Annotated in this window: 28 protein-coding genes; 17 read left to right on the top strand and 11 right to left on the bottom strand. The window is 68.9% G+C overall.

What is annotated here, in order from left to right; genetic code table 11:
* Positions 1-56 precede the first annotated feature (56 nt).
* Positions 57-1,703 (bottom strand): extracellular solute-binding protein, encoded by a 1,647-nt coding sequence (locus tag IAI54_RS24080; protein ID WP_187969588.1) that lies wholly within the window; start codon positions 1,701-1,703, stop codon positions 57-59.
* A 288-nt stretch (positions 1,704-1,991) separates the two neighbouring features.
* Between IAI54_RS24080 and IAI54_RS24075 the strand changes: the two genes are divergently transcribed.
* The 3 genes from IAI54_RS24075 (at position 1,992) to IAI54_RS24065 (ending at position 4,567) form a co-directional block, all read left to right on the top strand.
* Positions 1,992-3,041: an ABC transporter ATP-binding protein gene (locus IAI54_RS24075; RefSeq protein ID WP_187969587.1), complete on the top strand. Its 1,050-nt coding sequence runs from the start codon at positions 1,992-1,994 to the stop codon at positions 3,039-3,041.
* A 34-nt stretch (positions 3,042-3,075) separates the two neighbouring features.
* Positions 3,076-3,525: an RbsD/FucU family protein gene (locus tag IAI54_RS24070; protein WP_187969586.1), complete on the top strand. Its 450-nt coding sequence runs from the start codon at positions 3,076-3,078 to the stop codon at positions 3,523-3,525.
* A gap of 112 nt (positions 3,526-3,637) precedes the next feature.
* The gene (locus IAI54_RS24065; RefSeq protein WP_187969585.1) at positions 3,638-4,567 is read left to right on the top strand and encodes a ribokinase; all 930 of its coding nucleotides are present in this window, start codon (positions 3,638-3,640) and stop codon (positions 4,565-4,567) included.
* Positions 4,568-4,669: 102 nt separating this feature from the next.
* On the opposite strand, the gene IAI54_RS24060 is transcribed toward IAI54_RS24065, so the two are convergent.
* Positions 4,670-5,170, bottom strand: a complete 501-nt coding sequence (locus IAI54_RS24060) for a type II 3-dehydroquinate dehydratase (RefSeq protein ID WP_187969584.1) — start codon at positions 5,168-5,170, stop codon at positions 4,670-4,672.
* Between the two features lie 144 nt (positions 5,171-5,314).
* Here IAI54_RS24060 and IAI54_RS24055 point away from each other — a divergent pair, with 144 nt between their 5' ends.
* Positions 5,315-6,013: a hypothetical protein gene (locus IAI54_RS24055; protein WP_187969583.1), complete on the top strand. Its 699-nt coding sequence runs from the start codon at positions 5,315-5,317 to the stop codon at positions 6,011-6,013.
* Positions 6,014-6,050: 37 nt separating this feature from the next.
* Here IAI54_RS24055 and IAI54_RS24050 read toward each other — a convergent pair whose 3' ends face one another.
* Both IAI54_RS24050 and IAI54_RS24045 read right to left on the bottom strand, forming a co-directional pair.
* Positions 6,051-7,232, bottom strand: a complete 1,182-nt coding sequence (locus tag IAI54_RS24050) for a M24 family metallopeptidase (protein ID WP_187969582.1) — start codon at positions 7,230-7,232, stop codon at positions 6,051-6,053.
* A 29-nt stretch (positions 7,233-7,261) separates the two neighbouring features.
* Positions 7,262-8,104, bottom strand: coding sequence for a sugar phosphate isomerase/epimerase family protein (locus IAI54_RS24045; RefSeq protein WP_187969581.1), 843 nt, complete (start codon positions 8,102-8,104; stop codon positions 7,262-7,264).
* Positions 8,105-8,296: 192 nt separating this feature from the next.
* Here IAI54_RS24045 and IAI54_RS24040 point away from each other — a divergent pair, with 192 nt between their 5' ends.
* The 5 genes from IAI54_RS24040 to IAI54_RS24020 are packed head-to-tail and all read left to right on the top strand — an operon-like array spanning position 8,297 to position 12,861.
* Complete coding sequence (locus tag IAI54_RS24040; RefSeq protein ID WP_187969580.1) at positions 8,297-9,259, top strand: TRAP transporter substrate-binding protein; 963 nt, start codon at positions 8,297-8,299, stop codon at positions 9,257-9,259.
* 4 nt (positions 9,260-9,263) lie between these two features.
* On the top strand, positions 9,264-9,734 hold the full coding sequence (locus tag IAI54_RS24035) for a TRAP transporter small permease (protein ID WP_187969579.1): 471 nt from the start codon (positions 9,264-9,266) through the stop codon (positions 9,732-9,734).
* Entirely contained in the window at positions 9,731-11,008 is a 1,278-nt protein-coding gene (locus IAI54_RS24030; RefSeq protein ID WP_187969578.1) for a TRAP transporter large permease, read from the top strand. The genes IAI54_RS24035 and IAI54_RS24030 overlap by 4 nt, the downstream gene beginning before the upstream one ends.
* Before the next feature lie 17 nt (positions 11,009-11,025).
* Positions 11,026-12,021: a zinc-dependent alcohol dehydrogenase gene (locus IAI54_RS24025; protein ID WP_187969577.1), complete on the top strand. Its 996-nt coding sequence runs from the start codon at positions 11,026-11,028 to the stop codon at positions 12,019-12,021.
* 15 nt (positions 12,022-12,036) lie between these two features.
* The gene (locus tag IAI54_RS24020) at positions 12,037-12,861 is read left to right on the top strand and encodes an aldo/keto reductase (protein WP_187969576.1); all 825 of its coding nucleotides are present in this window, start codon (positions 12,037-12,039) and stop codon (positions 12,859-12,861) included.
* Positions 12,862-12,865: 4 nt separating this feature from the next.
* On the opposite strand, the gene IAI54_RS24015 is transcribed toward IAI54_RS24020, so the two are convergent.
* From IAI54_RS24015 to IAI54_RS24000, 4 genes are all read right to left on the bottom strand, one after another.
* Positions 12,866-13,732 (bottom strand): DMT family transporter, encoded by an 867-nt coding sequence (locus IAI54_RS24015; RefSeq protein ID WP_187969575.1) that lies wholly within the window; start codon positions 13,730-13,732, stop codon positions 12,866-12,868.
* 61 nt (positions 13,733-13,793) lie between these two features.
* The gene (locus IAI54_RS24010; RefSeq protein WP_187973329.1) at positions 13,794-14,534 is read right to left on the bottom strand and encodes an SDR family NAD(P)-dependent oxidoreductase; all 741 of its coding nucleotides are present in this window, start codon (positions 14,532-14,534) and stop codon (positions 13,794-13,796) included.
* Positions 14,534-15,430 carry an NAD-dependent epimerase/dehydratase family protein gene (locus IAI54_RS24005; RefSeq protein ID WP_187969574.1) on the bottom strand — a complete coding sequence of 299 codons (897 nt, stop codon included), beginning with the start codon at positions 15,428-15,430 and terminating at the stop codon, positions 14,534-14,536. Before IAI54_RS24005 ends, IAI54_RS24010 begins: the two co-directional genes overlap by 1 nt.
* A 34-nt stretch (positions 15,431-15,464) precedes the next feature.
* The gene (locus IAI54_RS24000) at positions 15,465-16,136 is read right to left on the bottom strand and encodes a hypothetical protein (RefSeq protein ID WP_187969573.1); all 672 of its coding nucleotides are present in this window, start codon (positions 16,134-16,136) and stop codon (positions 15,465-15,467) included.
* 144 nt (positions 16,137-16,280) lie between these two features.
* Between IAI54_RS24000 and IAI54_RS23995 the strand changes: the two genes are divergently transcribed.
* Both IAI54_RS23995 and IAI54_RS23990 read left to right on the top strand, forming a co-directional pair.
* The gene (locus IAI54_RS23995) at positions 16,281-16,979 is read left to right on the top strand and encodes a GntR family transcriptional regulator (RefSeq protein ID WP_187969572.1); all 699 of its coding nucleotides are present in this window, start codon (positions 16,281-16,283) and stop codon (positions 16,977-16,979) included.
* A 102-nt stretch (positions 16,980-17,081) separates the two neighbouring features.
* Positions 17,082-18,860: an FAD-dependent oxidoreductase gene (locus IAI54_RS23990; protein ID WP_187969571.1), complete on the top strand. Its 1,779-nt coding sequence runs from the start codon at positions 17,082-17,084 to the stop codon at positions 18,858-18,860.
* Here the strand turns inward: IAI54_RS23990 and IAI54_RS23985 are convergent.
* The 3 genes from IAI54_RS23985 to IAI54_RS23975 are packed head-to-tail and all read right to left on the bottom strand — an operon-like array spanning position 18,845 to position 20,941.
* A complete protein-coding gene (locus IAI54_RS23985) occupies positions 18,845-19,315 on the bottom strand; it encodes a DUF3237 domain-containing protein (protein WP_187969570.1) in 471 nt (156 codons plus the stop codon). The two genes, IAI54_RS23990 and IAI54_RS23985, sit on opposite strands and share 16 nt — an antisense overlap.
* Before the next feature lie 4 nt (positions 19,316-19,319).
* Positions 19,320-20,252, bottom strand: a complete 933-nt coding sequence (locus IAI54_RS23980) for an alpha/beta hydrolase (RefSeq protein WP_187969569.1) — start codon at positions 20,250-20,252, stop codon at positions 19,320-19,322.
* A 29-nt stretch (positions 20,253-20,281) separates the two neighbouring features.
* Positions 20,282-20,941: a TetR/AcrR family transcriptional regulator gene (locus IAI54_RS23975; RefSeq protein ID WP_187969568.1), complete on the bottom strand. Its 660-nt coding sequence runs from the start codon at positions 20,939-20,941 to the stop codon at positions 20,282-20,284.
* A gap of 156 nt (positions 20,942-21,097) precedes the next feature.
* On the opposite strand from IAI54_RS23975, the gene IAI54_RS23970 reads away from it, so the two are divergent.
* The 6 genes from IAI54_RS23970 (at position 21,098) to IAI54_RS23945 (ending at position 26,870) form a co-directional block, all read left to right on the top strand.
* Complete coding sequence (locus tag IAI54_RS23970) at positions 21,098-22,009, top strand: shikimate dehydrogenase (RefSeq protein WP_187969567.1); 912 nt, start codon at positions 21,098-21,100, stop codon at positions 22,007-22,009.
* A 91-nt stretch (positions 22,010-22,100) separates the two neighbouring features.
* Complete coding sequence (dctP, locus tag IAI54_RS23965) at positions 22,101-23,087, top strand: TRAP transporter substrate-binding protein DctP (protein ID WP_187969566.1); 987 nt, start codon at positions 22,101-22,103, stop codon at positions 23,085-23,087.
* A 62-nt stretch (positions 23,088-23,149) separates the two neighbouring features.
* A complete protein-coding gene (locus IAI54_RS23960; protein WP_187969565.1) occupies positions 23,150-23,671 on the top strand; it encodes a TRAP transporter small permease in 522 nt (173 codons plus the stop codon).
* Positions 23,658-24,959, top strand: coding sequence for a TRAP transporter large permease (locus IAI54_RS23955; protein WP_187969564.1), 1,302 nt, complete (start codon positions 23,658-23,660; stop codon positions 24,957-24,959). The genes IAI54_RS23960 and IAI54_RS23955 overlap by 14 nt, the downstream gene beginning before the upstream one ends.
* A 7-nt stretch (positions 24,960-24,966) precedes the next feature.
* Complete coding sequence (locus IAI54_RS23950) at positions 24,967-25,893, top strand: SMP-30/gluconolactonase/LRE family protein (RefSeq protein ID WP_187969563.1); 927 nt, start codon at positions 24,967-24,969, stop codon at positions 25,891-25,893.
* Positions 25,890-26,870, top strand: a complete 981-nt coding sequence (locus tag IAI54_RS23945; protein WP_187969562.1) for a sialic acid TRAP transporter substrate-binding protein SiaP — start codon at positions 25,890-25,892, stop codon at positions 26,868-26,870. The genes IAI54_RS23950 and IAI54_RS23945 overlap by 4 nt, the downstream gene beginning before the upstream one ends.
* Positions 26,871-26,905 lie beyond the last annotated feature (35 nt).

Here is a 26,905-nt window from a genome sequence, read left to right as displayed (position 1 = left end):
GGCATGCGGGACCGGCGGCGCTGGGCGCCGCCGGCAGTGCTGTCGAGCGTCCCGGCTCACATGCCGAGCGAGGCCTTGTAGAGCGCGATCTGGCTGTCGCGGCCGATCTGGTCGGTCAGCTTCTCCCAGGCCGCCGCGATCGCGTCGGCGGTCTCCTGCGCCGACTTGTACTGGCCCGCATAGCCCTTCGCCAGTTCGTCCTCGGCGATCGAGTAGTACTGGAAGATGCCGGGGATGCGCGGCTCGATGGCGGCGTTCGGGTGGTTGTAGCTGTCGGCGTTCGAGCCGAGATAGTCCTCGACATAGGCACGGTCGTAGCCGGCCGCCTCCCACTCCGCGAAGTCGAAATGCGAATTGCGGTAGGGCTGGAAGCCGGACGGATAGGCAGCCGTCCACAAGGAGAGGTCCTTGCCGCCGAGATGCGCGGCGGCCGACCAGGCGGCCTTGCGCCTCTTCTCGTCACCGGAGACCCGCGACGTCACGTAGATGCCCCAGCCGATATAGGCCATGTTCGGGGCCTCGTTGTACTTGTCCTCCCAGGCGCCGGTCCTGGAATTGTAGACCTGGTTGGCGCCAGGCAGGATGCCGAAGCCGGTGACGTCGCCCACCACCGAGGTGTCGGAGGTGCGGGCCGACGAGCCGACGTCGCCCCACCAGGTCAGCATCGAGCCGGTGCCGGCGAGGAACTGCGAGAAGGCGGTCGTGCCCGGATCGGCGTTGATCTGGTCGGCCGGATAGGCGCCCGGCGTCGCGATCAGGTCCATGACCTCCTGGATGGCGCGGACGAAGGCCGGGTTGTTGACGCGCGGCTTCATCGTCTCGGGATCGAACAGCCAGGCCGGATCGTCCGGATGCTTGGCATAGGCGGTCGCGCGATCCTCCAGGAAGTAGAAGCCGAAGCCGCCCCAGCCCTTCAGCGGGTCGAGGAAGCCGTGCGCGGGCTGGCCGGTCAGCGGGTCGGTCTTGCCGACGAGCGCCTTCGAGGCGGCGTTGACCTCCTCCCAGGTCTTGGGCGGATTGGCCATGCCCGAGATCGAGCCCTCGCCGAAATAGTCCTTGCGGTAGGCGAAGGTGTGGCAGTCGCCGTCGATGGTGATGCGGTAGCTCTTGCCCGCCCAGGTGCCGACCGGCGCCTTGAGGTAGTTCACGAGGTCGTCGGCCTCGATCAGGGCCGGCACCCAGTCGGGCATCTCGTCGAGCAGGCCCTTGCCGGCGGTGTCGCCCTCGAAGGGCGCGCCCATCTCCAGGATGTCGAAATCGACCGTGCCGGTCGCGATCGACTGCTGCAGGCGCGCATTGTAGTCGGCCTGGGCGAGGTCGATCCAGTTGATCTTGGCGCCGGTATAGGCCTCCCAAGGCCGCAGGAAGCCGCGGAACAGGAAATTGTGCAGGTTCTGGTTGTTGAGCCCCATGAAGGTCAGCTCGACGCCCGCGAACTCACCTTCCTTCACCGACGCCTTGGTGGCGGCGAGGCAGAGCTCGCCGACCTTCTGCCAGTCCGCGTCCGTCGGCGAGCCCTTGCCGACGCCGGGAATGGCGAGAATCTGCTTGCGGAGATCGGCCTGGGCGCGCGCCTGCGGCGTCGTCGCCGCAAGCATCGACGGCGACAGGGCCGCCACGGCGGCCGTGCTGGCCAGGCCGCGAAGGATCGACCGACGGCTCGCGTGGCGCGCCATCAGCTCGGCATAGACTTCCACTCTCATTGATCTTCCTCCCATGTGCGCCCGGCGGGCGCGCGCAAGCGCCGGGAATGCGAGGGCGATCATGCCGGACGTTGCGAACGACCGCAGGCCGGACCCCGGCCTCTCTCCCGTGCGGAACCGCTCGCGCCGGACACGAAACCGTTCGAATTCGGAGCGCGCGAGAGCCTAGGGCCGACGAAGGATGGCTGTCAATCGGACGGAAAAAACACTTCGCCGTCCTCATGGACAGTCCCTTCGGCGTCCGATACGTCTGTCGCGGGAGAAGCATTCCGCGGCTTGGGAGGGCCGATGGCCAAGGTTGTCGTCCGCGACGTTCGCAAGGCGTACGAGGCACTCGAAGTCCTCCACGGCGTGTCCATCGACATCCCCGACGGCGAGTTCGTCGTCCTCGTCGGTCCGTCGGGCTGCGGCAAGTCCACGCTCCTGCGCATGATCGCGGGGCTGGAGGGCATCACCTCCGGCACCATCGAGATCGGCGGCCGCGTGGTCAACCATCTCGCGCCGGCCGAGCGCGACATCGCGATGGTGTTCCAGAACTACGCGCTCTACCCGCACAAGACCGTGCGCCAGAACATGGCCTTCGCCCTGAAGCTGCGCCGGCTCGACCGCGCCGAGATCGCCGCGCGGGTGAACCGGGCGGCGGCGATCCTCGGCCTCGAGCCGTATCTCGACCGCTATCCGCGCCAGCTGTCGGGCGGCCAGCGCCAGCGCGTGGCCATGGGCCGCGCCATCGTGCGCGACCCGCAGGTGTTCCTGTTCGACGAGCCGCTGTCGAACCTCGACGCCAAGCTGCGCGTCAACATGCGCACCGAGATCAAGGAACTGCACCAGCGGCTCAAGGTCACCACCGTCTACGTGACGCACGACCAGGTCGAGGCCATGACCATGGCCGACCGGATCGTCGTCATGCAGGGCGGCCATGTCGAGCAGATCGGCGCGCCGCTCGACCTGTTCGACCGTCCCGTCAACACCTTCGTCGCCGGCTTCCTCGGCTCGCCCGCCATGAACCTGCTCGACGGCGTGGCCTCGGGCGCGGGCGTGACGGTCGGCGACCTCGCGCTGCCGGTGCCGGCGGGGACCGCACTCGCGGCGGGCCGCAAGGTCACCTGCGGCGTCCGTCCCGAACATTTCGACCTTTCGCCGGACGGCTTCGAGGCGACGGTCTCCGTGGTCGAGCCGACCGGCTCGGAGACGCTCGTCTTCGTGCGCCACGGCGCGACCGAACTCACGGCCCTGTTCCGCGAGCGCCACGTCATCCGTCCGGGCGACGTGATCCGCCTCAGGCCGCGGGCCGAGCTGGTGCACGTGTTCGATCGCGAGACGGGCCGGCGCATCTGAGGCACCCATCGAAAGCCATGCCGGAGGACAGACCATGCTGAAGGGTATCGACCCGCTTCTCAATGCCGACGTGCTTCGCGCCCTGCGCGCGATGGGGCACGGCGACGACCTGATCGTCGCCGACACCAACTTCCCCTCCGATTCCGTCGCGCGGCAGACGGTCCTCGGCACGGTGCTGCGCATCGACGCGCCGGCCGCCCGCGCCGTGCGGGCGATCCTGTCGGTCTATCCGCTCGACACCTTCGTCGACGATGCCGCCGCCCGCATGGAGGTGGTCGGCGCGCCGGCCGAGATCCTGCCCGTCGCCGCCGAGGTCCAGGCCGAGATCGACGCCGCCGAGGGCAGGTCCTGGCCGATGATCTCGGTCGAGCGCTACGCCTTCTACGAACGGGCCAAGAAGGCCTACTGCGTCATCCAGACCCACGAACGCCGCTTCTACGGCTGCTTCGCCTTCCGCAAGGGCGTGATCGCGCCGGACGCCTGAGAGGATGTGAAAGAATGCCCGCTTCCGCGCAGCTTGAGCCAGGATTCTCGAGGATTTCCGTGGGCACGATTTCGCATCCTCGATTGATCCACACGGTCTGAGGTCGGACGCCATGAAACCCATCGTCGTCCTCGGCGTCTTCGTCGCCGACACCGCCTACCGCGCCGCCCGCCAGCCGCGCCTGGGCGAGACCATCCTCGGCAGCGGCTTCTCGCTCGGGCCCGGCGGCAAGGGCTCCAACCAGGCCGTGGCCATCGGCAAGCTCGGGGCTCCCGTCACGATGCTGACGCGCCTCGGCGCCGACGATTTCGCGGCCATGGCGATGAACACCTGGGAGGCGGCCGGCGTCACGCCGCGCGTCATCGTCACGCCGGAGAGCTACACCGGCGCCGCCTACATCTTCCTGGAGGAGGCGACCGGCAACAACGCCATCATCGTCAGCCCCGGCGCCGCGCGGCTGATCTCGCCGGCCGACATCGCGGCCAACCGCGACCTGATCGAGGGCGCGTCCGTCTTCGTCACCCAGCTCGAGCAGCCCATCGAGGCGGCGCATGCCGCACTCGCCGTCGCGAAGGGCGCGGGCGTCGTCACCATCCTCAACACCGCGCCCGCCGCGCCGCTGCCCGATGCGATCTACCCGCTCTGCGACTACATGACCCCCAACGAGACCGAGGCCGGGGACATGACGGGCATCGCGGTCGTCACGCTCGACGATGCGCGCCGGGCCGGCGACGTGCTCCTGGCGCGCGGCGTCGGCATGGCGGCGATCACGCTCGGCGAGCGCGGCGCGCTCGTGCACGGCAAGGGCGTTTCCGAAGTCGTCCCGGCCTATTCCGCAGGGCCGGTGCTGGAGACGACCGGGGCGGGCGACGCCTTCAACGGCGGCTTCGCCGTCGGTCTGGCGCGCGGCCTGCCGCCGGTCGAGGCCGCCCGCTTCGGCTGCGCCGTTGCCGGCATCTCCGTCACCCGCCGTGGGACGGCACCCGCCATGCCGTCTCTCGACGAGGCCGAAGCGCTCTACGGGTCCCGCCTGCCCCGCTGAGCCTGCCCGGACCGGCGTCCGCTCCCCTGGGCGGGGAAACACCCGGCTTCGGCGCGAAGCGACGCTGCGGGAACGGGCGCGGCTCCGACAACCGCGCTCCGGTCAGGGCCGGTCCCCGGCCGGAGCGCGGTCGTCCGTGCCGCTCGCCGGCCCGGCCGCCGCATCGACGCCGACCAGTTCCCGCATGGCCGTGATCGCGATGCCATAGCCGCTCGGTCCCAGCCCGGCGATCACGGCGGTGGCGACACGGGAGACCAGCGAGCGGTGGTAGATCTCCTCACGGCGGTGGATGTTGGAGATGTGCAGCTCGATGATCGGGCGCGGAAACATCTTCAGCGCATCGAGGATGGCGATCGAGGTAAAGCTGAACGCCGCCGGGTTGATGACGATGCCGGCCGCGGGGCGGTCGATCGCCTCATGCACCCAGTCGATGATGTCGCCTTCCCGGTTCGACTGCCGGAATTCCACGGGCATGCCACCCGCCGCCGCGCGGCACATGGCCTCGACCTGCGCCAGCGTTGTCCTGCCGTAGATCTCGGGCTCGCGGGTGCCCAGGCGGTTGAGGTTGGGGCCGTTGAGGACGAAGACTGGTGCGGTCGTCATGTTCGGCCCCTTGCTTGCGGCGGCATGCCGGACGGGTTGAGACGCCCCGTTCCGACAAAAGACTGGCCCGGCATCGCGGACTGCGGTAAACGCGAAAACTAACATACAGTACCCTAGATTTCACCGCGACGGCAAGGAGATGTCATGGCGCTTTTGGGTGACGGCTTTCTGGTGATGTGGCACGACATCGTCCCGGACATGCAGAGTGAGTACACCGAGTGGCACACGCGCGAGCATATGCCGGAGCGCCTCTCGATCCCGGGCTTCCTGGTCGGCAAGCGCCTCATGAACCACGACCTCGACCGCTATCGGTACGGAACGATCTATACCGGTCGCGATGTCGAGGTGTTTCGCTCACCGGCCTATCTGGCGCGGCTCAACGACCCGACGCCCTGGAGCAACAGGCTGCAGCCGGCCTTCCGCAACTTCCTGCGCGTGGCGTGCGAACGCGTCGCCTCGGCAGGGCGCGGTGACGGGGGGGCCGTCGCCACGACGCGGCTCGTCTTCGCGGAGGGAGCGGGCGATCCGGTCGCGCGCGGCGGTGCGCAGGCGCTGGTCGAGAGCATCCTCGCGATCAAGGGCGTCTGCGGAGCCCATGTCGGCCTGGCGCGCACCGAGGTTTCGGGCGTGCGAACCCGCGAGACGGAACTGAGGCCCGAGATGGCCGAGCGCGGTTTCGATGCGGTGGTCATCACCGAGGGCAGCGGCCGGATGGAGCTCGAATCGGCGATCGGCGGGATCGAGGCTGCGATCGCGGCGAGTGCCTGCGGCTTCATCGAGCCGCGCAGCATCACCTACAGCCTTGCCTACGAGTTGACGTCGCACGACATGGGCCAGGCCTGACGGTGCTGTCCGGACGGGGCAGGCCGGCGCGTGAGGTCTATGCGCCAGCGCGGTTCCAGCCGCGATGAGCGTCGCCGAAGCCTTCGCACCCCTCCGGCGTCACCGCGACGGTGTCCTCGAGCTTCAGGAAGCCGAGGCGCGGATGCTGCCATATGGTCTCGATCGACAGCACCATGCCTGCCGCCAGCGGCCGGTCGCGATGCGCCGCGGGATAGGGAATCGGCCCGTCGGCCATCAGGCGCGGCGCCTCGTGGCTGACGAGGCCCATGCCATGCGCAACGAAGCTCAGCGCGCCCTCTCGCGGTGTCGCCAGGCGGCCGGCGACCGCGGCGAAGACGTCCGCGCCCTGCCGGCCGGCGGCGACCGCGGCGCGCGCCGCCTGCTGGATGTCGTCGATACGGTCCAGCGCGTCGACGAGCTCCGCCGTCGGCTCGCCGAGGATGCCCATGCGGCAGATGTCGCCGATGTAGCCGCCGAGATTGCCGCCCGAATCGAGCGACAGGATGTCGCCGTCGCCGATCGTGTCGGCCGAAGGCGCGCGGTTCAGGCTGCGGCCCGTGGTGATCAGGCAGTAGTCGAACACCAGCCCGTTCGCCACCTCGCGCTGCCGCAGGGTCTCGGCGATCCGTGCCTTGGTCTGTCCCGGCGCGACGGACGCGAACGTCTCCAGCATCGACCGCTCGATGCGCTCGGACGCCGATCGGAGAAGGGCGAGCTCGGCGGGCGTCTTGACCGCGCGCAGGCTCTCCATCACCTCCACGCAGTCGCCGAGCGTCGCGGAACCGAGGTCGCGCGCCATCAGCGCCCAGGCGTCGGCCGGCAGGAAGCCGGCCTCGACGCCGATGCGGCCCCGGTCCGCCCCGATGGCGCGCAGATGGTCGATGCAGAAACGCATCGCGTCGGTCGTGCCGCGCGCCCGGGCAATGATCGTCGCAGGCCAGAAGCCGCGGCTTTCCTGCTCGTAGCGCTCGTTCGGATTGGCGATGTAGGCGGCCTTGTCGGGCGCGCCCCTGGGGTAGACCAGGATGGGGAGATAGCGGCTGAGTCCGATGGCATCCATGGTGTCGAACATGAAGAAGCGGTAGCCGCCGAGCAGATACTGCACATTGTGCTTCGACGTCACGACGAGCACGTCGAGCCTGGCATCGTCCATCAGCGCGTCGAGCAGCGCGGCGTCGAAGGGCAGCCGCGTCGGCGCCACGACCGGGTTGGTCTCCATGAGCAGGCTCCCTCGCAGTCCCTCCGGATCTAGGCCGGATGCCGTGCTGGCTGTTGGCGGGCGGCATCGAAACGCCTCATCGCGTCGCGCGAGACGTCGAGCGTGCGGCGCGCCCATTCCCGTGCACCGAGAGAAGCGATGCGGGCGTGGCTCGGAATCTCGACGCTGACGATCAGCCCCGCCGGCAGGGCCGCGACCTGCTCCTCGATGTCGACGCCGCCCTCGCCGGGCAGCAGGCGCTCCTGCCGGGCGGTGAACAGCAGTTCCTCGCGGCTTGCCGGAATACCGGCCGGCGCGTCGCATATCTGGACGTAGCTCATGCGCGAGGCCGGGATGGCCCGAAGGTCGGCGAGCGTCGTCGCGGAGCGGGCGACGTGGATGGTGTCGATCAGCACCTCCGCATTGTCCGCGCCGGACGCCTCGACCACCTCGAGCGCCATCCGCGCGTCGCACAGCGCCGTCCAGGGCGTGAATTCCAGGTTCACCGTCAGCCCGAAGCGCGCCGCCGCGGCGCAGAGCACGGCGAAGGTGTCGGTCATGCGCGAACGCTGCGGATCGTCGCCGGCCGCGATCACGGTCCGGGCACCGACGCGGGCCGCGGCCTCGAGCATCGGCAGCCAGTCCTCCACGCTGTTGCGCCCGTCGATGCGCGCGATCTCGACGTCCAGGATGCCGACGCCGGTGTCGCGGGATCGTGCGATCGTGTCGGACAGCAACCCCGGTTCGGCAAACAGCGGGAACGCGCGGCCGCCGTCCACGGCCGGGATCATCCGGACCCCGGCGAGGTCGTACCCCGCCGCCGCGGCATGCTCGACCGTCTCGACCGGACCGCACTCAAGCGTAAGATAGGAAAGGGAAAAAAGTCTCTTCATCGGCCATTCACCGCCTGCGTCCCGGATCGGTCCTGTCGAACCTTATTGACATACAGTACCTCATTTGCCAAGCATGGGGACGGGATTGTGCCGCGAGTGAGGCAGCAGACCGGTCGTCGCGTCGACGGCGGGCAGACGCAATCCGACCCGCACTGGAGGAGAGACATGCGTTCCATTTCGAGAAGAGTTTTCGTGGCTGCCCTGTCGGCAGGCATCGCGCTTGCGGCCGGTTCCGCCATGGCGCAGGACAAGATCGTCATGCGCATCGCGCACAATATGCCGGAGGCGCACAGCTACGCGCTCTGGCTCGGCAAGTTCAAGGAAGTGCTCGAGGAGAAGCTGCCGGGCCGGTTCGACGTCAAGGTGTTCCCCGCGGCCCAGCTGGGCACGGAAACCGAGTATCTCGAATCCATGCAGATCGGCACGCTGGACGGCGCGATCCTGGGTCGCCACGGCCAGATCGACCAGCGCCTCGACGTCCTGAACCTGCCGATGATCTATCGCGACGACGCGCATGTCGACGCCGTGCTGCACAGCGGCAGCGACGTGCAGAAGCGCCTCGACGACATCCTGTTCGAGCGCGGCTACAAGGTCCTCGCCTGGGGCGAACTCGGTTTCCGCTACATCACCACCAACGGCAAGGAAATCCGCAACGCCTCCGACCTGCAGGGCCTCGACATCCGCGTGCCCAACGTCCAGCCCTGGCTGACCGCCTTCAAGGCCTGGGGCGCCAACCCGACCCCGCTGCCGTTCGAGGAGGTCTACTCCGCGCTGCAGCAGGGCGTCGTCAGCGCTCAGGAGAATCCGCCGGAGAACATCTGGACCTCGAAGTTCTACGAGGTGCAGAAGACGATGAGCCTCACCGGCCACGCCAACATCCCGACCGAGTTCGTGCTGGCGCGCAGCTACTGGGAAAAACTGCCGGAAGACACCCGCGAAATCGTGCTCGAGGCGGCACGGGCGGGAAGCCTGATCCAGGTCGCCGCGGCACGCCAGGCCAACGCGGATCTGGTCGGCAAGCTCGAGGCCAGCGGTCTGAAGATCATCCGCGACATCGACAAGGAATCGTTCCGCGCCGGCGCCGAGGAGTCCTACAAGGCCTCCGAAGCCACCATCGGACGCGACCTGATCGACGCCGTTCTGCAGGCGAAGTAATCACGTGCGGCGCGTCAACACGATCCTGCGCGCGGTCATTGGACTGCTCATCGCCACGCTGGTCTCCAGCGTGGCGCTGGGCGTCTTCTACCGCTACGTCCTCAAGGAATCGCTGTACTGGGCAACCGAGGTGCCCAACGTGCTGCTCATCTGGATCGTCTTCCTGGGCAGCGTGGTGGCCTTCTACGAGAAGCGGCACATCGCCTTCTCGGTGCTCGCCGAAGCACTGCCCGCGCCGCTGTCGCGCATCCTGTGCATCGTCGCGGAAATCATCGTCCTCGGCTTCTTCGTCGTCATGATCGTCTATGGCTGGCAGATCGTCACCCAGGCGATGAACAGCCTGTCCGACGCGCTGAAGATCCCGCGCGGCTACTTCTATCTCTGCCTGCCGATCTCGGCGGCGCTGATGGCGGCCTGCAGCGTCGAGAACCTCTTCAGGCTCATCAGGCCCACCGCATCCGGACGCCCGTCATGATCCTCACGATCTTCGTCGTCTTCTTCATCTGCCTGTTCATCGGCGTGCCGATCGCCATCGCGATCGGTTCGGCGGCGGTGGCCGCCTTCTATTTCGACGGCACCTTCCCGATCGCCCAGATCCCGCACAAGATGGTCAACGGCGTCTACTCCTTCCCGCTGGTCGCGGTGCCGCTGTTCATCCTCGCGGGGTCGCTCGCCGGAGAAACCTCCATCGCGCAGCGTCTGGTGCGGCTGGCCTCGGCGCTGGTCGGCCACATCCGCGGCGGCCTCGGACACGTCAACGTCGCCTCGTCGATGTTCTTCGGCGGCATTTCGGGATCGGCGGTCGCGGATACGGCCGCGGTCGGCAGCCTGATGATCCCGGCCATGGAAAAGCAGGGCTACTCGCGCGAGGACGCGGGCGCCATCACCATCTGCTCCTCGACCATCGGCATCCTCATCCCGCCCAGCATTCCCATGGTGCTCTATGGCGTCACCGTCGGCACGTCCATCGGCGCGCTGTTCCTCGCAGGTCTCGTGCCGGGCATCCTGGTCGGCCTCCTGCTGATGGTGACGGTCTACGTCATGGCGAAGCGAAAGGGCTGGCCGCAATCGGAACGGCGGGCTCCCGTGGGCGAATTGTGGGCTGCCTTCAAGGGCGCCATCCTGTCGCTGCTGCTGCCGGTCTTCCTGCTCGGCGCCATCGTCACGGGCCTGACGACCGCCACCGAGGCCGGCGTCATCGGCGTCGTCTACGCGCTGTTTCTCGCAGGCGTCGTCTACCGCGAGTACTCGTTCCGCCAGCTGTTCTGGATCACGGTCGAATCGGCGGTGAACACCGCCGTGCCCCTTTTCGTGGTGGCGACCACATCGGTCGTCGCGTGGGTGGTGGCGATCGAACAGTTTCCAGCCGCGCTCGTCTCCTTCTTTACCGAACTCGACATCGGACCCGTCTTCGTCCTTCTGTTGATGAACCTGTTCCTGCTGGTGGTCGGGATGTTCATCGATCTCGTTCCGGCGCTGATCCTGTTCGCGCCGATCCTGCTGCCCGTCGCGGTGGCGTCGGGGATGGATCCGATCCAGTTCGGCACCATGATGGTGGTCAATCTCGGTGTCGGTCTCGTCACCCCGCCCGTCGGCAACTGCCTCTATGTCGGCGCGGCCATCGCCAAGGTGGATCTCTGGAAGCTGGTGCGCGCATCGTTGCCCTTCCTGCTGGTCAACGTGTTCGTGCTCATGCTGGTGACCTACGTGCCGGCCGTCAGCACCTTCCTGCCGTCGCTGTTCTTCTAGGCCGAGAGAATCCACGCATGAAAGCGCTCGTCTACCTGGGCAAGGAGTCGCTCGATTATCGCGATTTCCCGGAGCCGGTCGCGGGTCCGGGCGAAGCGGTGGTCCGGGTCGACAGCTGCGGCATCTGCGGCTCGGACATGCACGGCTATCACGGCCATGATCCGCGCCGCGTCCCGCCGATGGTCATGGGCCACGAGGCGGCCGGCGTGGTCGAGACGGGCGCCCTTGCCGGACGCCGCGTCGCGGTCAACCCGTTCCTGTTCTGCGGCCGCTGCGCCAATTGCCAGACCGGCGCCCAGCACCTGTGCCTGAACCAGCGCAACATCGGCCTGCCGCCGCATGCCGGCGCCTTCGCCGACCGGGTCGTGGTGCCCGAGGAAAACCTGGTCGAGATCCCGGATTCGATGGCGATGGAGACGGCCGCGCTCGCCGAGCCGCTGGCGGTCTCCTATCACGCGGTGCAACTGGCCGCCCGCCTGATGCGCCGTCCGCTGCCCGCCGCGCGCGCCGTCGTGCTGGGCGGCGGCGCGATCGGCCTCGGCACCGCGCTGGCGCTCGCCATTTCCGGGACGGGACGCATCGCCATCGCCGAGCCGCATCCGGGACGCCGCGCCACGGCGGCGCGGGCCGATCCCGCCTTCCACGTCTACGATCCCGCCGCGGAGGAACCGCAGGCCCAGAGCGTCGACGTCGTCTTCGACGCCGTCGGTGCCCGCAGCACGCGCGAGGCCGCCTTCCGGATGGCCGCGCGCGGCGCCGTCGTCATCCATCTCGGCCTGCTGCCCGGCTCCGAAGGGGTCGACGTCCGGCGCATGACGCTCGGCGAGATCATCTTCGCCGGCTCCTACTGCTACTCGATGCCCGATTTCCGCGAGACGGTCGCGCTCCTCGCCCACGGCCGCTTCGGCGACCTCTCCTGGACCGAGCAGCGCCCCATGCGCGAGGGCGCGCAGGCCTTCGGCGATCTCGACACCGGGCGCACCGCCTCCGCCAAGATCATCCTCAGGAACTGAAACCGGAGCCGGACGATGAAGAACAGGATGATCAAGGGCGTGTCCGTGCCCGCCATCGGCCTCGGAACCTTCGAGCTGACGGGGGCCGACGGCATCCGCGCGATCCGGGCCGCAATCGAGGCCGGCTATCGCCACATCGATACCGCGATCCGCTACGGCAACGAGCGCGAGGTCGGCCAGGCGATCCGCGACAGCGGCATCGCGCGCGACGAGCTCTTCGTGACGACGAAAATCTGGTTCGACAACCTCGCGCCGGAGAAGGTCGCCGCCCGCACCGCCGAAAGCCTGGAGCGCCTCCAGCTTGATCATGTCGACCTGCTTCTCGTGCACTGGCCGAGCCGCGAGACGCCGCTCGGCGAGACGCTCGCAGCCTTCGCGGAGCAACGCGCCGGAGGCCGCACCCGGCTGATCGGCGTCAGCAATTTCACCACGGCGCTGCTCGACGAGGCGATCCGGATCCACGGCGCCGACCTCTTCGCCAATCAGGTCGAGTACCATCCGTTCATGGCCCAGCCCCGGGTCATGAAGGCGGTCCGCGACGCCGGCATGCTGATGACGGCCTACCTCCCGCTCGCCCGCGGCGCCGTCTTCCAGTCGGAGCTGCTGCGCGCCATCGGCGCCCGCCACGGCAAGTCCGCCGGGCAGGTGGCGCTGCGCTGGCTGATCCAGCAGGACGGAGTCGCCGCGATCCCGCGCTCCTCCAGGATCGAGAACATCCGGGCCAATCTCGACGTGTTCGACTTCGAGCTCGATCCCGAGGAGATGCGCCGCATCGCGGGCCTCGACGAGCATCGGCGGCTCTGCGACTTCGCCTGGTCGCCCGCCTGGGACCCGGCCTGATCCGTCAGGCCCGGTTCTCGCGCCACCAGACGTAGAGGCCGCTGGCCATCAGGATCGCGGTGCCGGCCACCATCGTCGGGGCGAGCGGGTCGCCGAACCAGTACCAGCTGTAGAGAGCGGCAAAGACCACCTGGCCGTAGAGGAAGGGCGACAGCAGCGACGCCGAGGCGTGGGCGAAGCCGCGCAGCAGCATGAAATGCCCGACGGTCGCCAGCGCGCCGAGAAGCACCAGCAGTGCGGCATCGACGAGGCCGGGCGTGACCCAGGACGGGATCACCACCAGCGTCAGGATCACCGCCCCTGCCGCGGTGGTGTGGAACTGCGCCGCCTCGCGTTCGCCGGGCTCGGCCAGCTGGCGCGTCAGCAGGATGTAGACCGCGTTCGCGACGGCGGCCGCGAGCGCCAGGACATGATGGATGCCCGTGTCGCCGAAACCCGGCCGGATGATCAGCATCACGCCCGCCATGCCGCAGACCAGGGCGGCGATGCGGTGCAGGCCGATGCGCTCCTTCAGGAAGATCACCGACAGCAGCGTGATGACGAAGGGCGAGAAGAAGACGATCGAGGTGACGTCGGCGATCGGAACATGCGCCAGCGCGGCGTAGGCGCAGACGCTCGCGGTCAGCAGCGCCATTCCGCGCAGGACGTGCAGCAGCGGCCGGCGCGTCCGCAGGAAGCGAGGCCCCGTGATCGCGACCAGATAGCCGGTCGAAAGCAGCGTGTGCACGGCATAGCGCGCCCAGAGCACCTGCAGCACGGGAAGCGTCGCCATCATCTGCTTGCCGAGGCTGTCCAGCGTGGCGAAGGTGAGGCCGGCGGCGAGGATCAGCACGATGCCGGTCGTCAGCGACCCGCCCTGTCCCGTCTTCATCGTTTCACCGCCGCCGCCATGGGTTCGTCCCTGTTCTCGCCGACGCGCCCGTCCGGTCTCCTCAATAGGTCGCCCGGCCGCCGGAGACGTCGAAGGTGAAGCCGGTCGCGAAGGAGCATTCGGGGCTGGCCGCGAAGGCAGCCGCGGTCGCGACCTCCTCCGCCGTGATGAAGCGTCCGAGCGGGATCCTGTTCCGGCTCTCCTCGACGAAGCGTGGCGTCATCTGCTTCAGGAGATCGGTCTCCACCATGGCCGGCGCGATGCAGTTTGCCAATACGCCGCTGCCGGCGAGTTCGCGCGCGATGGACTTGGTGAAGCCGATCACGCCAGCCTTGGCCGCGCCGTAGGCGCAGATACCCGGCACCGGCTCCTTGCCGCCGATCGAGGCGACGTTGACGATGCGGCCGTAGCCGCGTTCCTTCATGGGCGGGATGCAGGCGCGGCAGCACAGGAAGACGGCGGTGAGATCGAGCTCCAGGACGCGCATCCAGTCCTCGAGTTCGTAGTGCTCGACGGGAACCACCGGCCCGGTGATGCCGGCATTGTTGACCATGATGTCGAGCTGCCCGAACCTCGACACGAGGTCTGCCATCGCCGCCGCCACTGCCGCGGGCTGGGTCACGTCGACGGTGACGGCCGCGGTCGGCCGGAAGCCCGCATCCCGGGGATCGAGCGCCCCGACGTCCACGTCCCAGACGATCACGGAGGCGCCTTCGCAGGCAAGCCGGCGGGAGATCGCCAGGCCGAGCCCCCGCGCGCCGCCGGTCACCACCGCGACCTGCCCGGCGAAGCGGCCGGTCATCATTCCTGCCCGCGATAGAAGTCGATCGTCGCGCGAAGACCGTCCTCGACGCTGATCGGGCGCCAGTCCGGAAAGAGCCGGTCGAGAGTCGCGTCGCTGGTTGGGCAGGCGATCGGCAGCGGATCGCCGGCACGGTCGATCCGCGCGCCCGGCACGGCCCGCCCGATCGCCGCGACGACGTCGTCCGCCGTCGTCGGGTGCCCCAGAAGGTTGACGACATGCGCATCGTCGAGCGGCATCCGCACTGCCGCCAGGAAGGCGGCCGCCACGTCGGCGACGTGGATCATGTCGAACGGTCCGGTGATCGGCATCGTGTAGGCCTCGCCGCGCGCCGCCGCGCGACAGGCAAGCGTCGGCCCGGCCGAAAGCCCGCCGTCGCGGCCGGGACCGTAGACGACATAGGGCCGGAAGCCGATCGAAGCGATGCCGTGGTCCTCGCGAAACGCGCGGGCGGAATGTTCCGACGCCAGCTTGTAGGCGCCGTAGAGCGTGGTCGGGTGCGGTTCCGGGCCGCCGTCCGGGCCGAAGACGCCCGCGCTGCTCATGTAGATCACCGACGGCATGCCGTGTGCGCGCGCCGCCAGGAAGGCGTTCAGCGTGCCGATCAGATTGACCTGCGCGCCGAGCACCGGGTCGGCCTTGCAGGCCGGCGTCAGCAGTCCGGCGAGGTGGACGATCCGCTCGCAGCCGCGCGCGGCATCGACCACGGCGCGGGTGTCGGCGATGTCGGCCGTCACCCATTCCAGGCTGTCCGCGAAATCGCGGCCGGCGATCTCGCGGACCTTCGATCTGTCCTCGGCGCGGTCGAGCACGACGGGCGTGAATCCCTCCTGCGCCAGCGCCCGGAGGATCCAGGCGCCGATGAAGCCGCCGCCGCCGGTGACGAGTGTTCTCATGGACTGTCTCCTCCCCTGCGCCCGATGCCGCCGGCTACCGGGCGTCGTCCGGCACGATGACGTGCTGGACCTGGTAGAGCGTGGCGATCGCGCCCGTCGCCGCCGCGCCGAGCCGGTCGAGCGTCGCTGCGAGCGCGATGCCGGCCGCGCGATGATCGTAGGCATCGATCAGGATGGCTGCCGCCACCGTGCGGTCGGCCGCGCCGCGGCTCTCGCGGAATGCCTTCTCCGCCGTCGGCTGCTGGCCGAGGTTCGTGTCGCCGTCGAGGACATGGGCTCCGAGGACCCCTTGGATCCCGGCGATCGCCGGCAGCCAGTCGACCGGCCCGAGCGGGGCGGCGAACTGCACGGTCGCGTTCCAGCCTCCGACCCCGCGTCCGATGCTCTGCCGCACCCGGCAGACCGTGCGCGACGGCGCCACGTAGGCCGACAGGATTCGCCGCGTCCACGGCGTCGGATCGTTCAGCCGCGCCAGATAGGGCGGCGAGACGAAGACGTCCGCCGATTCGGCCTCGTACATCATGAAGTACTTCTGGTCGTCGCTGGTGCCGTCCACGCCGATCGCGCGCCGGCCGCGCCTGAACCCGGGCACGGAAAGGCGCTCCGGCATGTGCTCCATGCTGTGCCATGCATTGTAGTCGTCTTCCTGCTCGGCGACGACGCCGCCCCAGTTCACCAGCACCCCAAGTCCCAGCAGTCCCGTCACGCAAGCCTCCGTCCGATCATCCTCCGCTATTTGCCTTTTGAGGTACTGTATGTCAATCATCGGGCGCGGGACACGGAGGCTGGACCATGGGGCGAATTCATCTAGAGTCTGCATCTGGTATGTCAGACGGAGGGGACACGGACGATGCTGTTGAAGGCGAACAAGAACGTCAACCCGATGAAGAAGAGCCCGATCAACCGGCCGCAGTCGCTGGCCATGACGGTCGCCGAGCGATTGAAGGCCGCCATCCTCAAGCGCGAGCTTTCGCTGGGCGAGGCCCTGTCGGAGGAAAAGATCGCCGCGGCGATGGACGTCAGCCGCACGCCCGTGCGCGAGGCGCTGACGATCCTGCAGCTGCAGGGCCTGATCACCATCCTGCCGCGCCGCGGCAGCTTCGTCTTCCGGCCCGAGAAGGAGGACCTGCACGCGATCGTGGAATACCGGCTGCGGCTGGAGCTCCTGGCCGGCGAACTGGCGCTGGAACGGGCGCCCGACGCCCTGCTCAGGTCGCTGACCAGAACCATCGAGACGATGGAGAAGGCGCGCGACAATGACGACACGCTGGCCTACGCCAATGCCGACACGCGTTTCCACAACGCCTTCTTCGACCATTGCGGCAACCACTTCTTCGTCGAGGCCTACGACATCGTCGCCGGCCGGATCGCCGCGCTGCGCGCCCACATGTCGGCCCAGCTCGGGCTGCATCGGCAGCGGACGTTCCAGGAGCATCTGGAGATCGTCGAGGCGGTGGAGAAGCGCGACCTCGCGGCGCTGCAGGCCGTCCTCCGGACCCACATCGCGGAGATGGAGCCCAATTACGCGAACGCGCTGCAGCTGGTCTGACGCGCACCGGCCGACCACCCGGACCCGGGTCGGCAGCCCGACGAGCCACGCCCTCCCCGCCCGCGGGGCAGGCGGCGCACGTCTGGGCGGGCGGAGGATCGGATGATGCGCAGCGACCGTTTCGTCGCCGCGATGGCCGACGATGCCGTCTACGACGTCGCGGTGCTGGGCGCCGGCGCTGCCGGCCTCGCCTGCGCGGCGACAGCGGCGCGTCTGGGCTGCCGCGTCCTCCTCGTCGAGCGCACCGCCCATGTCGGCGGCACGTCGGCCTATTCGGCAGGCACGCTGTGGGTGCCGAACACGCGCCACGCGCAGGCGCTGAACGCCGACGACGACACCGCCAGGGCCGCCGGCTACCTCGACCGAGCCGTCGGCAACCGTTCGCCCAGGGCCCTGCGCGACCGCTTCCTGGCGGCGGGTCCGGAGGCGGTCGCGTTCCTCGAGGACGAGGCCGGCGTGCGGCTGCGTGCGCGGCCGTTCCACCCCGACTATCTCTCCGACATCGAGGGCTCGACGCGTTTCGGCCGCGCGCTGGAGCCGGTTCCGTTCGACGGCCGGCTGCTCGGCGCCGACTTCGACCTCGTCCGGCCGCCGATCCCCGAATTCACCCTCCTCGGCGGCATGATGGTCGACCGCGACGACATCGCCAGCCTGTTGACGATGACGCGCTCCGCCCGGGCCTTCGCGCACGCGCTGAAGCTCGTCGGGCGCCACGCCGCCGACCGGCTGCGCCATCGTCGCGGCACGCGGCTGGTGATGGGCAACGCGCTCGTCGGCCACCTGCTGCTGGCCGCGCGCCGGGCCGGGGTCGACATCGCCACCGACGCGCGCGTCGACGAGATCCTCGCGACGGACGGCACGGTCGACGGCCTCGTCGTCACGCAGGGCGACGCGACGCGCCGCGTCCGCGTGACGCGCGGCGTCGTCCTGGCCAGCGGCGGTTTCGCCGGAAACGAGGCGATGCGCGCGCGCTATGTCCCGGCGTCGGTCCCGGGCTTCGGCCCGGGCGCACCGGGGCCGAAGGGCGAGTTGCACGCGATGGCGATGGAACTCGGCGGGTTCCACGGCCGCGACGCCTGGCAGTCCTGCTTCTGGGCGCCCTGTTCGGTGAACCGCCGCGCCGACGGGTCGCTGGCGGTATTCCCGCATTTCGTCTTCGACCGCGCCAAACCGGGGACGGTCTGCGTCGGGCGAGACGGTCGGCGCTTCGTCAACGAGAGCATCTCGTATCATCTGTTCGGAGCGACGATGATCGAGCGCGACGAAAACGGCTCCACCATCCCGGCCTTCCTGATCGCCGACAGCACCGCCATGCGGAAATATGGTCTCGGCATGGTGCGGCCCGGCGCGCGCGGGCTGAAACGCTACCTCGCCTCGGGCTATGTCGTGGCGGGCCGCACGCCGCGCGAGTTGGCGGAGCGCCTGGGCATCGACGCCGCGACCCTCGAGCAGACCCTGGCGCGGATGAAGGACCATGCGGCGAGCGGCGTCGACAGCGAATTCGGCCGCGGCTCGACCGTCTACCAGCGCGCCAACGGCGACGCCTCGCATGGCCCCAACCCGACGCTGGGTCCCATCGAGACGCCGCCCTTCTACGCCGTCAGGCTCTATCCCTGCGACATCGGCAGCGCCCAGGGCTTCGTCACCGATGCCGAGGCGCGGGTGCTGCGCGAGGACGGCACGCCGGTGGAGAACCTCTATGCCGTCGGCAACGACATGCAGTCGATCATGGGCGGCGTCTATCCGGGGCCAGGCATCACGATCGGCCCGGGCATCGTCTTCGGCTACGTCGCGGCCACCCATGCGGCGCGCAAGGCTCCGCCCGGCTCCGGTCGTATTCTGCCGCCAGCGCCGCGGCCGGCGTCTCAGGACACGGCGTAGACGTCGATGACGATCCGCCCGGCAGCGGGGTCCGGCGCGAGGCTCGCCACGAACAGGCGGTCGCGCAGCCAGGCGTGCGGTCCGTCGGGCACGTCGAATCGCGGAGCCGAGCGGAAGTAGTACTCTTCGGGTCCGACGGCCTCGCCGGCCCGCAGCCGCGCCAGCACCTCCGGCGCCGAGGCCCGCAGCCCGGCGTTGCGCACCAGGATCGGCGTGCCGTCGTCGGCCACGACCGTGTAGGTCGCCTCGATCTCGCTCGTCCCGTCCGGCCGGATCAGCGGCCAGTCGGAGCCGCCGGGCCGGATGGTGCCGGAAAGCTTGGGCCCGGCCACCGTGCCGCCGAGGATCGGGATGTGCAGCCGCTCCCCCGCGGCGGACCGGCCGCCGGAGAGCGGCTTGCCGATCTCCGCCGCGATGGTGAAGACGTGTTCCAGCGCGGGCGTCGCGGGCGTCATCGCGTCAGGCCCGGTTGCGCGCGTCGAGCCAGGCGCACATGGCCGCGAGGGCGTCGCGGCTGGCGGTGCAATAGTCCATCGCCCGCAGGTAGCCGTGGATCAGGCCCGTGCCGCGGTGCAGGACGACCGGCACGCCCGCCGCCTCCAGCGCTTCGGCGTAGGCGACGCCGTCGTCGCGCAGCGGGTCGTGCTCGGCCACCGCCACGAAGGCCGGCGGCAGGCCCGAATGGTCCTTCGCCTTCAGGGGTGCCGCGAGCGGGTCGACCCGGTCGGCCGCGTTGGGCATGTACATGGCGTTCACGGCCGGCATGCCGGCCGTCGTCAGCAGCGGACCGTTCGCGTTTTCCGTGAAGGACGGCCGCGCCTGTTCGAACTCGACGGCCGGGTAGATCAGCAGCTGCGCATGCAGCGGGCAGTCCGAGCCGCGGAACTTGAGCGCCGTGGCCGCGGCGAGGTTGCCGCCGGCGCTGTCGCCGCCGATGGCGATGCGCGATGCGTCGAGACCGAGCGCGCCGGCGTTGGCGAAGGCCCATTCCACCACCGCGCCGCACTGCACGACGGCGGCGGGAAAGGGATGCTCGGGCGCGAGCGCATAGTCGACGCTGATCACCGTCTGGCGGTTGGCGGCGGCGATGCGGGCGGTGATGTCCCAGTGCGTCTCGGGGCTGCCCTGCATCCAGGCGCCGCCATGCATGTAGATCAGGCAGGGCTGCGGGCCGTCGCCGTCGTGGCGGAAGATGCGCACGCGAACGGCGCCGGCGGGCGTTTCGATCCACTCCACGTGGTCGGTCGAGACGCCGTCGGGCGTCGGCAGCCGCATTTCGGCGGCCACCACCTCGAAATGCGCGCGGCGGTCCTGCGGCGTCGCGTTCGGCGGCAGTTTCGCCCATTGCCGCTGCCATTCGTCGAGAAACGGCTTCAGTTCGGGATCGAGCATCGATCGTCCTTTCGCATTCCGGTTTTCGGTCAGGCCCTGACGAAGCGCATGACCATTTCGACGGCGTGGCCGCGCAGCGTCTTCTGGCCCGCGGCGCCGAACAGCGCCGGGCCGAAGATGCGCGAGAAGGTCGGCCGGTTGGAGACGTTGAAGAAGGAGAGCGCGCTGATCATCCAGTGCAGTTCCAGCGGCTCGATCTCCGAGCGGAACAGCCCCGCCGCGCGGCCGCGGGCGCAGATGTCCTCCAGCTTGCGGATCGCCCCCTCGTTGAGGGTCGCGATCAGGTCGGACTGCTCGAGATAGGCGCCGTGATGGATGTTCTCGATCATCACGATGCGGATGAAGTCGGGATTGGAACTGTGATGGTCGAAGGTGAACTCGACCAGCCTCGCCAGCGCGGCGTCCGGGGCCAGATGCTCGAGGTCGAGCGCCTGCTCGCCGCTGCGGACCTTGCGGTAGGCTTCCTCCAGGACAGTGCGGTAGAGCCCCTCCTTGTCGCCGAAATAGTAGTAGATCATCCGCTTGGAGGTCAGCGTCTTGGCCGCGATCTCGTCGATGCGCGCGCCCGACAGCCCGTTCTGCGCGAACTCCGCCATCGCCACCGCGACGATGTTGCTGCGCACGCCCTCCGGGTCCTGCTTCCACCCGCCGCGGCCGGGTTTCTCCACCGGACCGATGCCCTCGCCCATGCCTGTCTCCTCCCGTCGCAGCAGACGCATACACCAATTAACCGCCTCGTACAAAGCCCTTGACAGAATTAACCGTCCCGTACATTGTCTACGCACAATCACCCGGCGGCGGACGATGGAGGTCGTCCGCGACGTGCCGGATCAGGGAGGATTTGCGTGGGTCATCGCGTCGGGAACGCCGTCGACACCGGTCCGGTCGCTGCCGAAGCGTCAGGGCGGACGGTCCTCGTCGGCCTTCTCGGCAAAGGCATCCAGCTCTCGCGCACGCCGGCCATGCACGAGGCCGAGGGCAAGGCGCTGGGCATTCCCTACGTCTACCGGCTGCTCGACACCGACCGGATGGGTGGAGCGACGGGCGACGTGACGTCGATCGTCCGCTTCGCCGAGGATTTCGGCTTCTCCGGCCTGAACGTCACCTTCCCTTACAAGCAGGTCGTCCTGCCGCTGCTCGACGAACTGTCGCCGGCAGCGCGGTCGATCGGCGCGGTCAACACGATCGTCTTCCGCGACGGCCGGCGCTTCGGCCACAATACCGACATGTGGGGCTTCGCCGAAAGCTTCCGGCGCGGCCTGCCCGGCGCCGCGCGCGGGCACGTCCTGCTGCTGGGCGCGGGCGGGGCCGGCGCAGCCGTCGCGCACGCGCTGCTGGAGAATGGCGTCGAGCGCCTGTCGATCGCCGATCCCGAAGCCGAACGGGCGCAGGCGCTCGCCGGCCGGCTCTGCGGCTTCTTCGGCGAAGAACGCTGTGTCGCGGCAGAGGCGTCGTCCGCGGCCGGGACGGCCGACGGCATCGTCAACGCGACGCCGGTCGGCATGGCCAAGCTTCCCGGCACGCCGATCGATCCCGCGCTGATCCGCTCCGGCAGCTGGGTGGCCGACATCATCTATTTCCCGCTGGAGACGGAGCTCCTGCGCCTGGCGCGGCAGAAGGGCTGCCGCACGCTGCCGGGCGACGGCATGGCGCTGTTCCAGGCGGTGCGGGCCTTCGAACTCTTCTCCGGCGTCAGGCCCGACACCAATCGAATGAGGGCGGCGTTCGTCGCCTTCGGCGAGGCAGCCGGCGGGTGAGCCGCCGCGGCAGACGGACCGGCGCAGGCCGGGAGGACACAGACCCGTGCGGCCGCGGCCGCCCGGAACAACGCGAAAGGGAGGAACTCACATGCATTCGTTGACGACACGGCTCATGGGCGGCGCGGCCGCACTCGCCATCGCGCTCTCCGCCACGGCGGCGGTCGCGCAGGACAAGGTGCAGCTCGTCTATTCCGACACAGTCCAGGACGCCGACATCCGCTCGAAGCTGCTCCGCGAGGAGTTCGGGGGCTGCCTCGGCGACCAGTTCGACTTCAAGCCCTATCACGGCGCCACCCTGTTCAAGCAGGGCACCGAGCTGACCGCCATGCAGCGCGGCAATCTCGACATGGCGAACCTCGCCATCTTCGATTTCTACAACCAGGTGCCGCAGACCAGCATCCTGGGCACCGCCTACCTGTTCCGCGACTATGCTCACATGCGCAAGGTCATGAGCCCCGAGCCGCTCGCCGATCTCTGGAAGCAGGTCGAGGAGCAGGCGAAGGTCAAGGTGCTGGCCAATCCCTACATCGGCACGCGCCACCTGAACCTGCGCGGCGACAAGAAGATCATGGAGCCGGCGGACCTCGCTGGCGTGAAGCTGCGCATGCCGGGCGGCGAGGGCTGGCAGTTCGTCGGCGAGGCGCTGGGCGCCAATCCCACCCCGATGGCCTTCACCGAGGTCTATACCGGCCTGCAGACTGGCGCGATCGACGCGCAGGACAATCCCCTGCCCGCCAACAAGTCGATGAAGTTCTACGAGGTCACCGACCAGATCGTGCTGACCGGACACCTGATCGCCAACAACCAGTTCACGATCTCGATGTCGAAGTGGGAAAGCATGACGGCCGAGCAGCAGGCCAAGGTGCAGGAATGCGCCCTGAACTTCCAGGCGGCGCTGGACGAGGAGACGCTGCGCCAGGAAGCCGAACTCGTCGCCTTCTTCAAGGGCGAAGGCCTCGAGGTCTACGAGCCCAACAAGGAAGCGTTCCGCAACCACGTGCTCGAGAAGTACAAGGCTTCCAAGTTCTCGGCCGACTGGCCCGAAGGCCTGCTCGACAAGATCAACGCACTCTGACGCGGCGGACCACGACCGCACCGGCTCCCTGTTGCCGGTGCGGTCGCGAGCGGGGACACGAGATGGACAAGCTCCAGGGCATCGGACGGTGGCTCGCACGGCGCGCGGAGAACATCCTCGCGCTGCTGCTCGGCAGCATGTTCGCCGCCTTCATCGTGCAGATCGTCTTCCGCTATTTCCTGAACCTGCCGCTCGGCTGGACGGTCGAATACGTCACCATCGCCTGGCTGTGGGGCATCTTCTTCGGCTACACTTTCGTGGTGAAGGCCGACGACGCGATCCGGCTCGACATCGTCTACCAGCTGCTTCCGCTGCCTGCGCGACGCGTCATGGACGTCGTGGCCGGGCTCGCCTGTGCCGGCATCTTCGCCTGGTCGATCCCGAAGGCCTGGGACTTCGTCACCTTCATGGCGATCGAGCGGACCTCCTTCCTGCGCATCCGCTTCGACATCGTCTTCGCGGTCTACATTCCCTTTGCCGTCGCCGTGGTTCTGCGCTCGCTCCTGTCGGTCTGGCGGGCACTGTCGGGCCGTCCGGGCCATCACGACCCTCTCGAGGCACCGGTGTCCGATGAGCATGCTTGACCCGCTGGGCGCCTCGCTCGCGCTGATCCTCGTGCTGGCCGTCTTCGCCCTGCCCATCGGCGAGGCGATGATCTGCGGCACGATCCTCTATCTGGCGCTCGCCGGCTTCGACACCTCGATCGCCGCCGAGACCATGCTGCAGGGCCTGTTCAACAGCTACACGCTGCTGGCCATCCCGCTGTTCATCCTCGCCGCCGACATCATGAACGTCGGCAGCCTCGCCGACCGCCTGCTGCGGTTCTCGCAGGCACTGGTCGGCCGGTTCCGCGGCGGGCTCGGCCACGTCAACGTGGTCTCCAGCCTGATCTTTTCGGGCATGTCCGGATCGGCGCTCGCAGACGCCGTCGGCATGGGCCGCATCATCATCAACATGATGACCAAGGATGGCAAATACACGCCGAGCTACGCGGCGGCCATCACGGCGGCCTCCGCCACGATCGGCCCGATCATTCCGCCCTCGATCCCGATGGTGCTCTACGCCCTCGTCTCCGACACCTCGATCGGCTATCTCTTCGCGGGCGGCATGATCCCGGGGCTGCTGATCGGCCTCGTGCTCATCCTCATGAACGCCTGGCTCGCGCGCCGGCGGGCCTTCCCGGTCGACGAAGCCGTGCCGCTCAGCGACTTCCCCCGCATCACCTTCCGCGCCTTTCCGGCGCTGATGCTGCCCGTCATCCTGCTCGGCGGCATCTACGGCGGCGTCATGACGCCGACGGAGGCGGCCGCCGCGGCCGCGGCCTATGCGCTGCTCGTCTCGGTGATCTTCTACCGCTCCGTCAATTTCGGCCAGTTCTACGGCGCGCTGCTGTCCAGCGGCCGGTCGACCGCCAACATCGGCATCCTGATCGCCGGCTCGCTCGCCTTCAACTACGTGATCACGCGCGAGAACGTGCCCGAAATGCTGGCAGGCTGGCTGCAGCAGTTCGAGCTGTCGCAGATCGGCTTCCTGATCGTCATCAATCTCCTGCTTCTCGCGCTCGGATGCGTGCTGGAGGGCGGCGCGATCCTCCTGATCATCGTGCCGATCTTCATCCCGACCGTCCAGGCGCTCGGCATCGACCCGGTGCATTTCGGCGTCGTCGTCGTGGTCAATTCGATGATCGGCCTCGTGACCCCGCCCTACGGACTGCTGCTCTTCGTCGTCCAGAACATCACGAAGGCGCCGCTGTCCTCGATCATCCGCGACCTGATGCCGTTCCTCTACGCCCTGTTCGCCGCACTGGCGATCATCACCTTCGTCCCGGACCTCGTGCTCTTCCTGCCGCGGCTGCTGGGCTATCAGGGATAGGCGGGCGATGAAGGATCGGACGGTCACCATCGACGTGGCGGTCGCCGGGCAGGACCAGCTCGGCGAGACGCCGCTCTGGTGCGACCGCACGCAGAAACTCTGGTGGGTCGACATCGAGCGCCCCAGACTGCGCTGGTTCGATCCCGCCACCGGAGCCGACGGGCAGTCTCCGCTGCCGGGCACCTTCGCCGGCACGCAGGCGCTGGCGGCCGACGGGCGGCGGCTGCTGGCCGAGGACCTCGTCCTCTACGCGCTCGACCTCGAGACCGGTGCGCGCGCCGACATCGCCTCGGTCGAACCCGGCCTCGACAACCGGCTGAACGACGGCCGCGTCGACGCGCGCGGCCGCTTCTGGGTCGGCACGATGGACAACCAGCTGCATCGCCCGGCCGGCAGCCTCTACCGGATCGATCCCGACGGCACCACGACCGCGATGGCGGGCGACGTCATCGTCTCCAACGGCATCGCGTTTTCGCCCGACGGGCGCACGCTCTACTTCACCGACACCCGCCGGCACCTGAGCTTCGCCTACGATCTCGACCTCGACGACGGGACCATCGGCAGCCGGCGCGTCCTTGCCGACCACACCGCCACCGGCGACCGCCCGGACGGCGCCTGCGTCGACGTCGACGGCTGCGTCTGGATGGCCTTCTTCGCCGGCGGCCGGATCGTGCGGCATCGTCCCGACGGGCGCATCGACCGGACGATCCCGCTGCCGGTCACCAATCCGACCTGCCTGTGCTTCGGCGGCGACGACCTGAAGACGCTCTTCGTCACGAGCGCGACGAAGTTCCTCACGCCGGCGCAACGCGCCGCCGAGCCGATGGCCGGCGCGCTGTTTGCCATCCACGGCGCGGGACAGGGGCTGCCGGAACACCGGTTCGGCCCGACCAACGACATCGCAACGACACCACCATCGGGAGGAAAGACATGACGTTCCACGCCATCAGGTCCATCGCCACGGGCGCGCTGCTGCTCGCCGGCGTAGCCGCCGCCTCGGCACAATCGAAGATCGAGCTGATCTTCCCGGACGTGAATTCGCCCGACGTGCCGCGTTCGGTCGCCATGACCGAGATCTTCGCCAAGGAGATCGGCGACGCCTTCGACTTCAAGCCCTATTTCAACGGCACGCTGTTCAAGCAGGGCACGGAACTCACCGCCGTGCAGCGGGGCAACGCGCAGATGGCGCTGCTGCCGCCGTCGGACTTTGCCAAGCAGGCGCCGGAATTCGACATCCTCGGCGCAGCCTACGTGATCCGCGACGCGGCGCACCTGAAGGCTGTCTTCGAGAGCGAGGTCGGCGACCAGTTCCGTCAGATCGCGCGCGAGAAGCTCGGCGTCGAGCTCCTGGCGCCCGCCTATTACGGCACGCGCCACCTCAACCTGCGCGGCGACAAGCGGATCGACACGCCAGCCGACATGGCCGGCATCAAGCTGCGCATGCCGGGCGGCGAGAGCTGGCAGTTCCTCGGCGCGGCCCTCGGCGCCAATCCGGTGCCGATCGCCTACAGCGAACTCTACACCTCGCTGCAGACGGGCGTGGTCGATGCGCAGGACAATCCGCTGCCCAACAACAAGGCGATGAAGTTCCACGAGGTCACCGACCAGATCGTCCTGACCGGTCACAATGTCGGCTTCGGCATCCTGATCGTCAGCTCGAAGGTCTTCGACAGCCTGACGCCGGAACAGCAGGAGAGCATGCGCATGGCGGCGGCGAAGGCCTTCGATTCGAGCAATGCCGAGTATCTGAAGCAGGAAGCCGAGCTCGTCGCCTTCTTCGAGGGCGAAGGCCTCGAGGTCTATACGCCGAACGTCAAGGCCTTCCAGGAGTTCGCCCAGAAGAAGTACAGGGAATCGCCGCTGTCGGCCTCCTGGCCCGAGGGCGCACTCGACAGGATCAACGCGCTCTGAGCGTTTCGGGCTGCACCGGCTCGCGCGGCAGCCGA

This window comes from Aquibium microcysteis, from assembly GCF_014495845.1.
GTDB classification, from domain to species: domain Bacteria; phylum Pseudomonadota; class Alphaproteobacteria; order Rhizobiales; family Rhizobiaceae; genus Aquibium; species Aquibium microcysteis.
The sequence above is the reverse complement of the archived record's forward strand: the minus strand, read 5'-3'. Positions and strand labels throughout refer to the sequence as shown.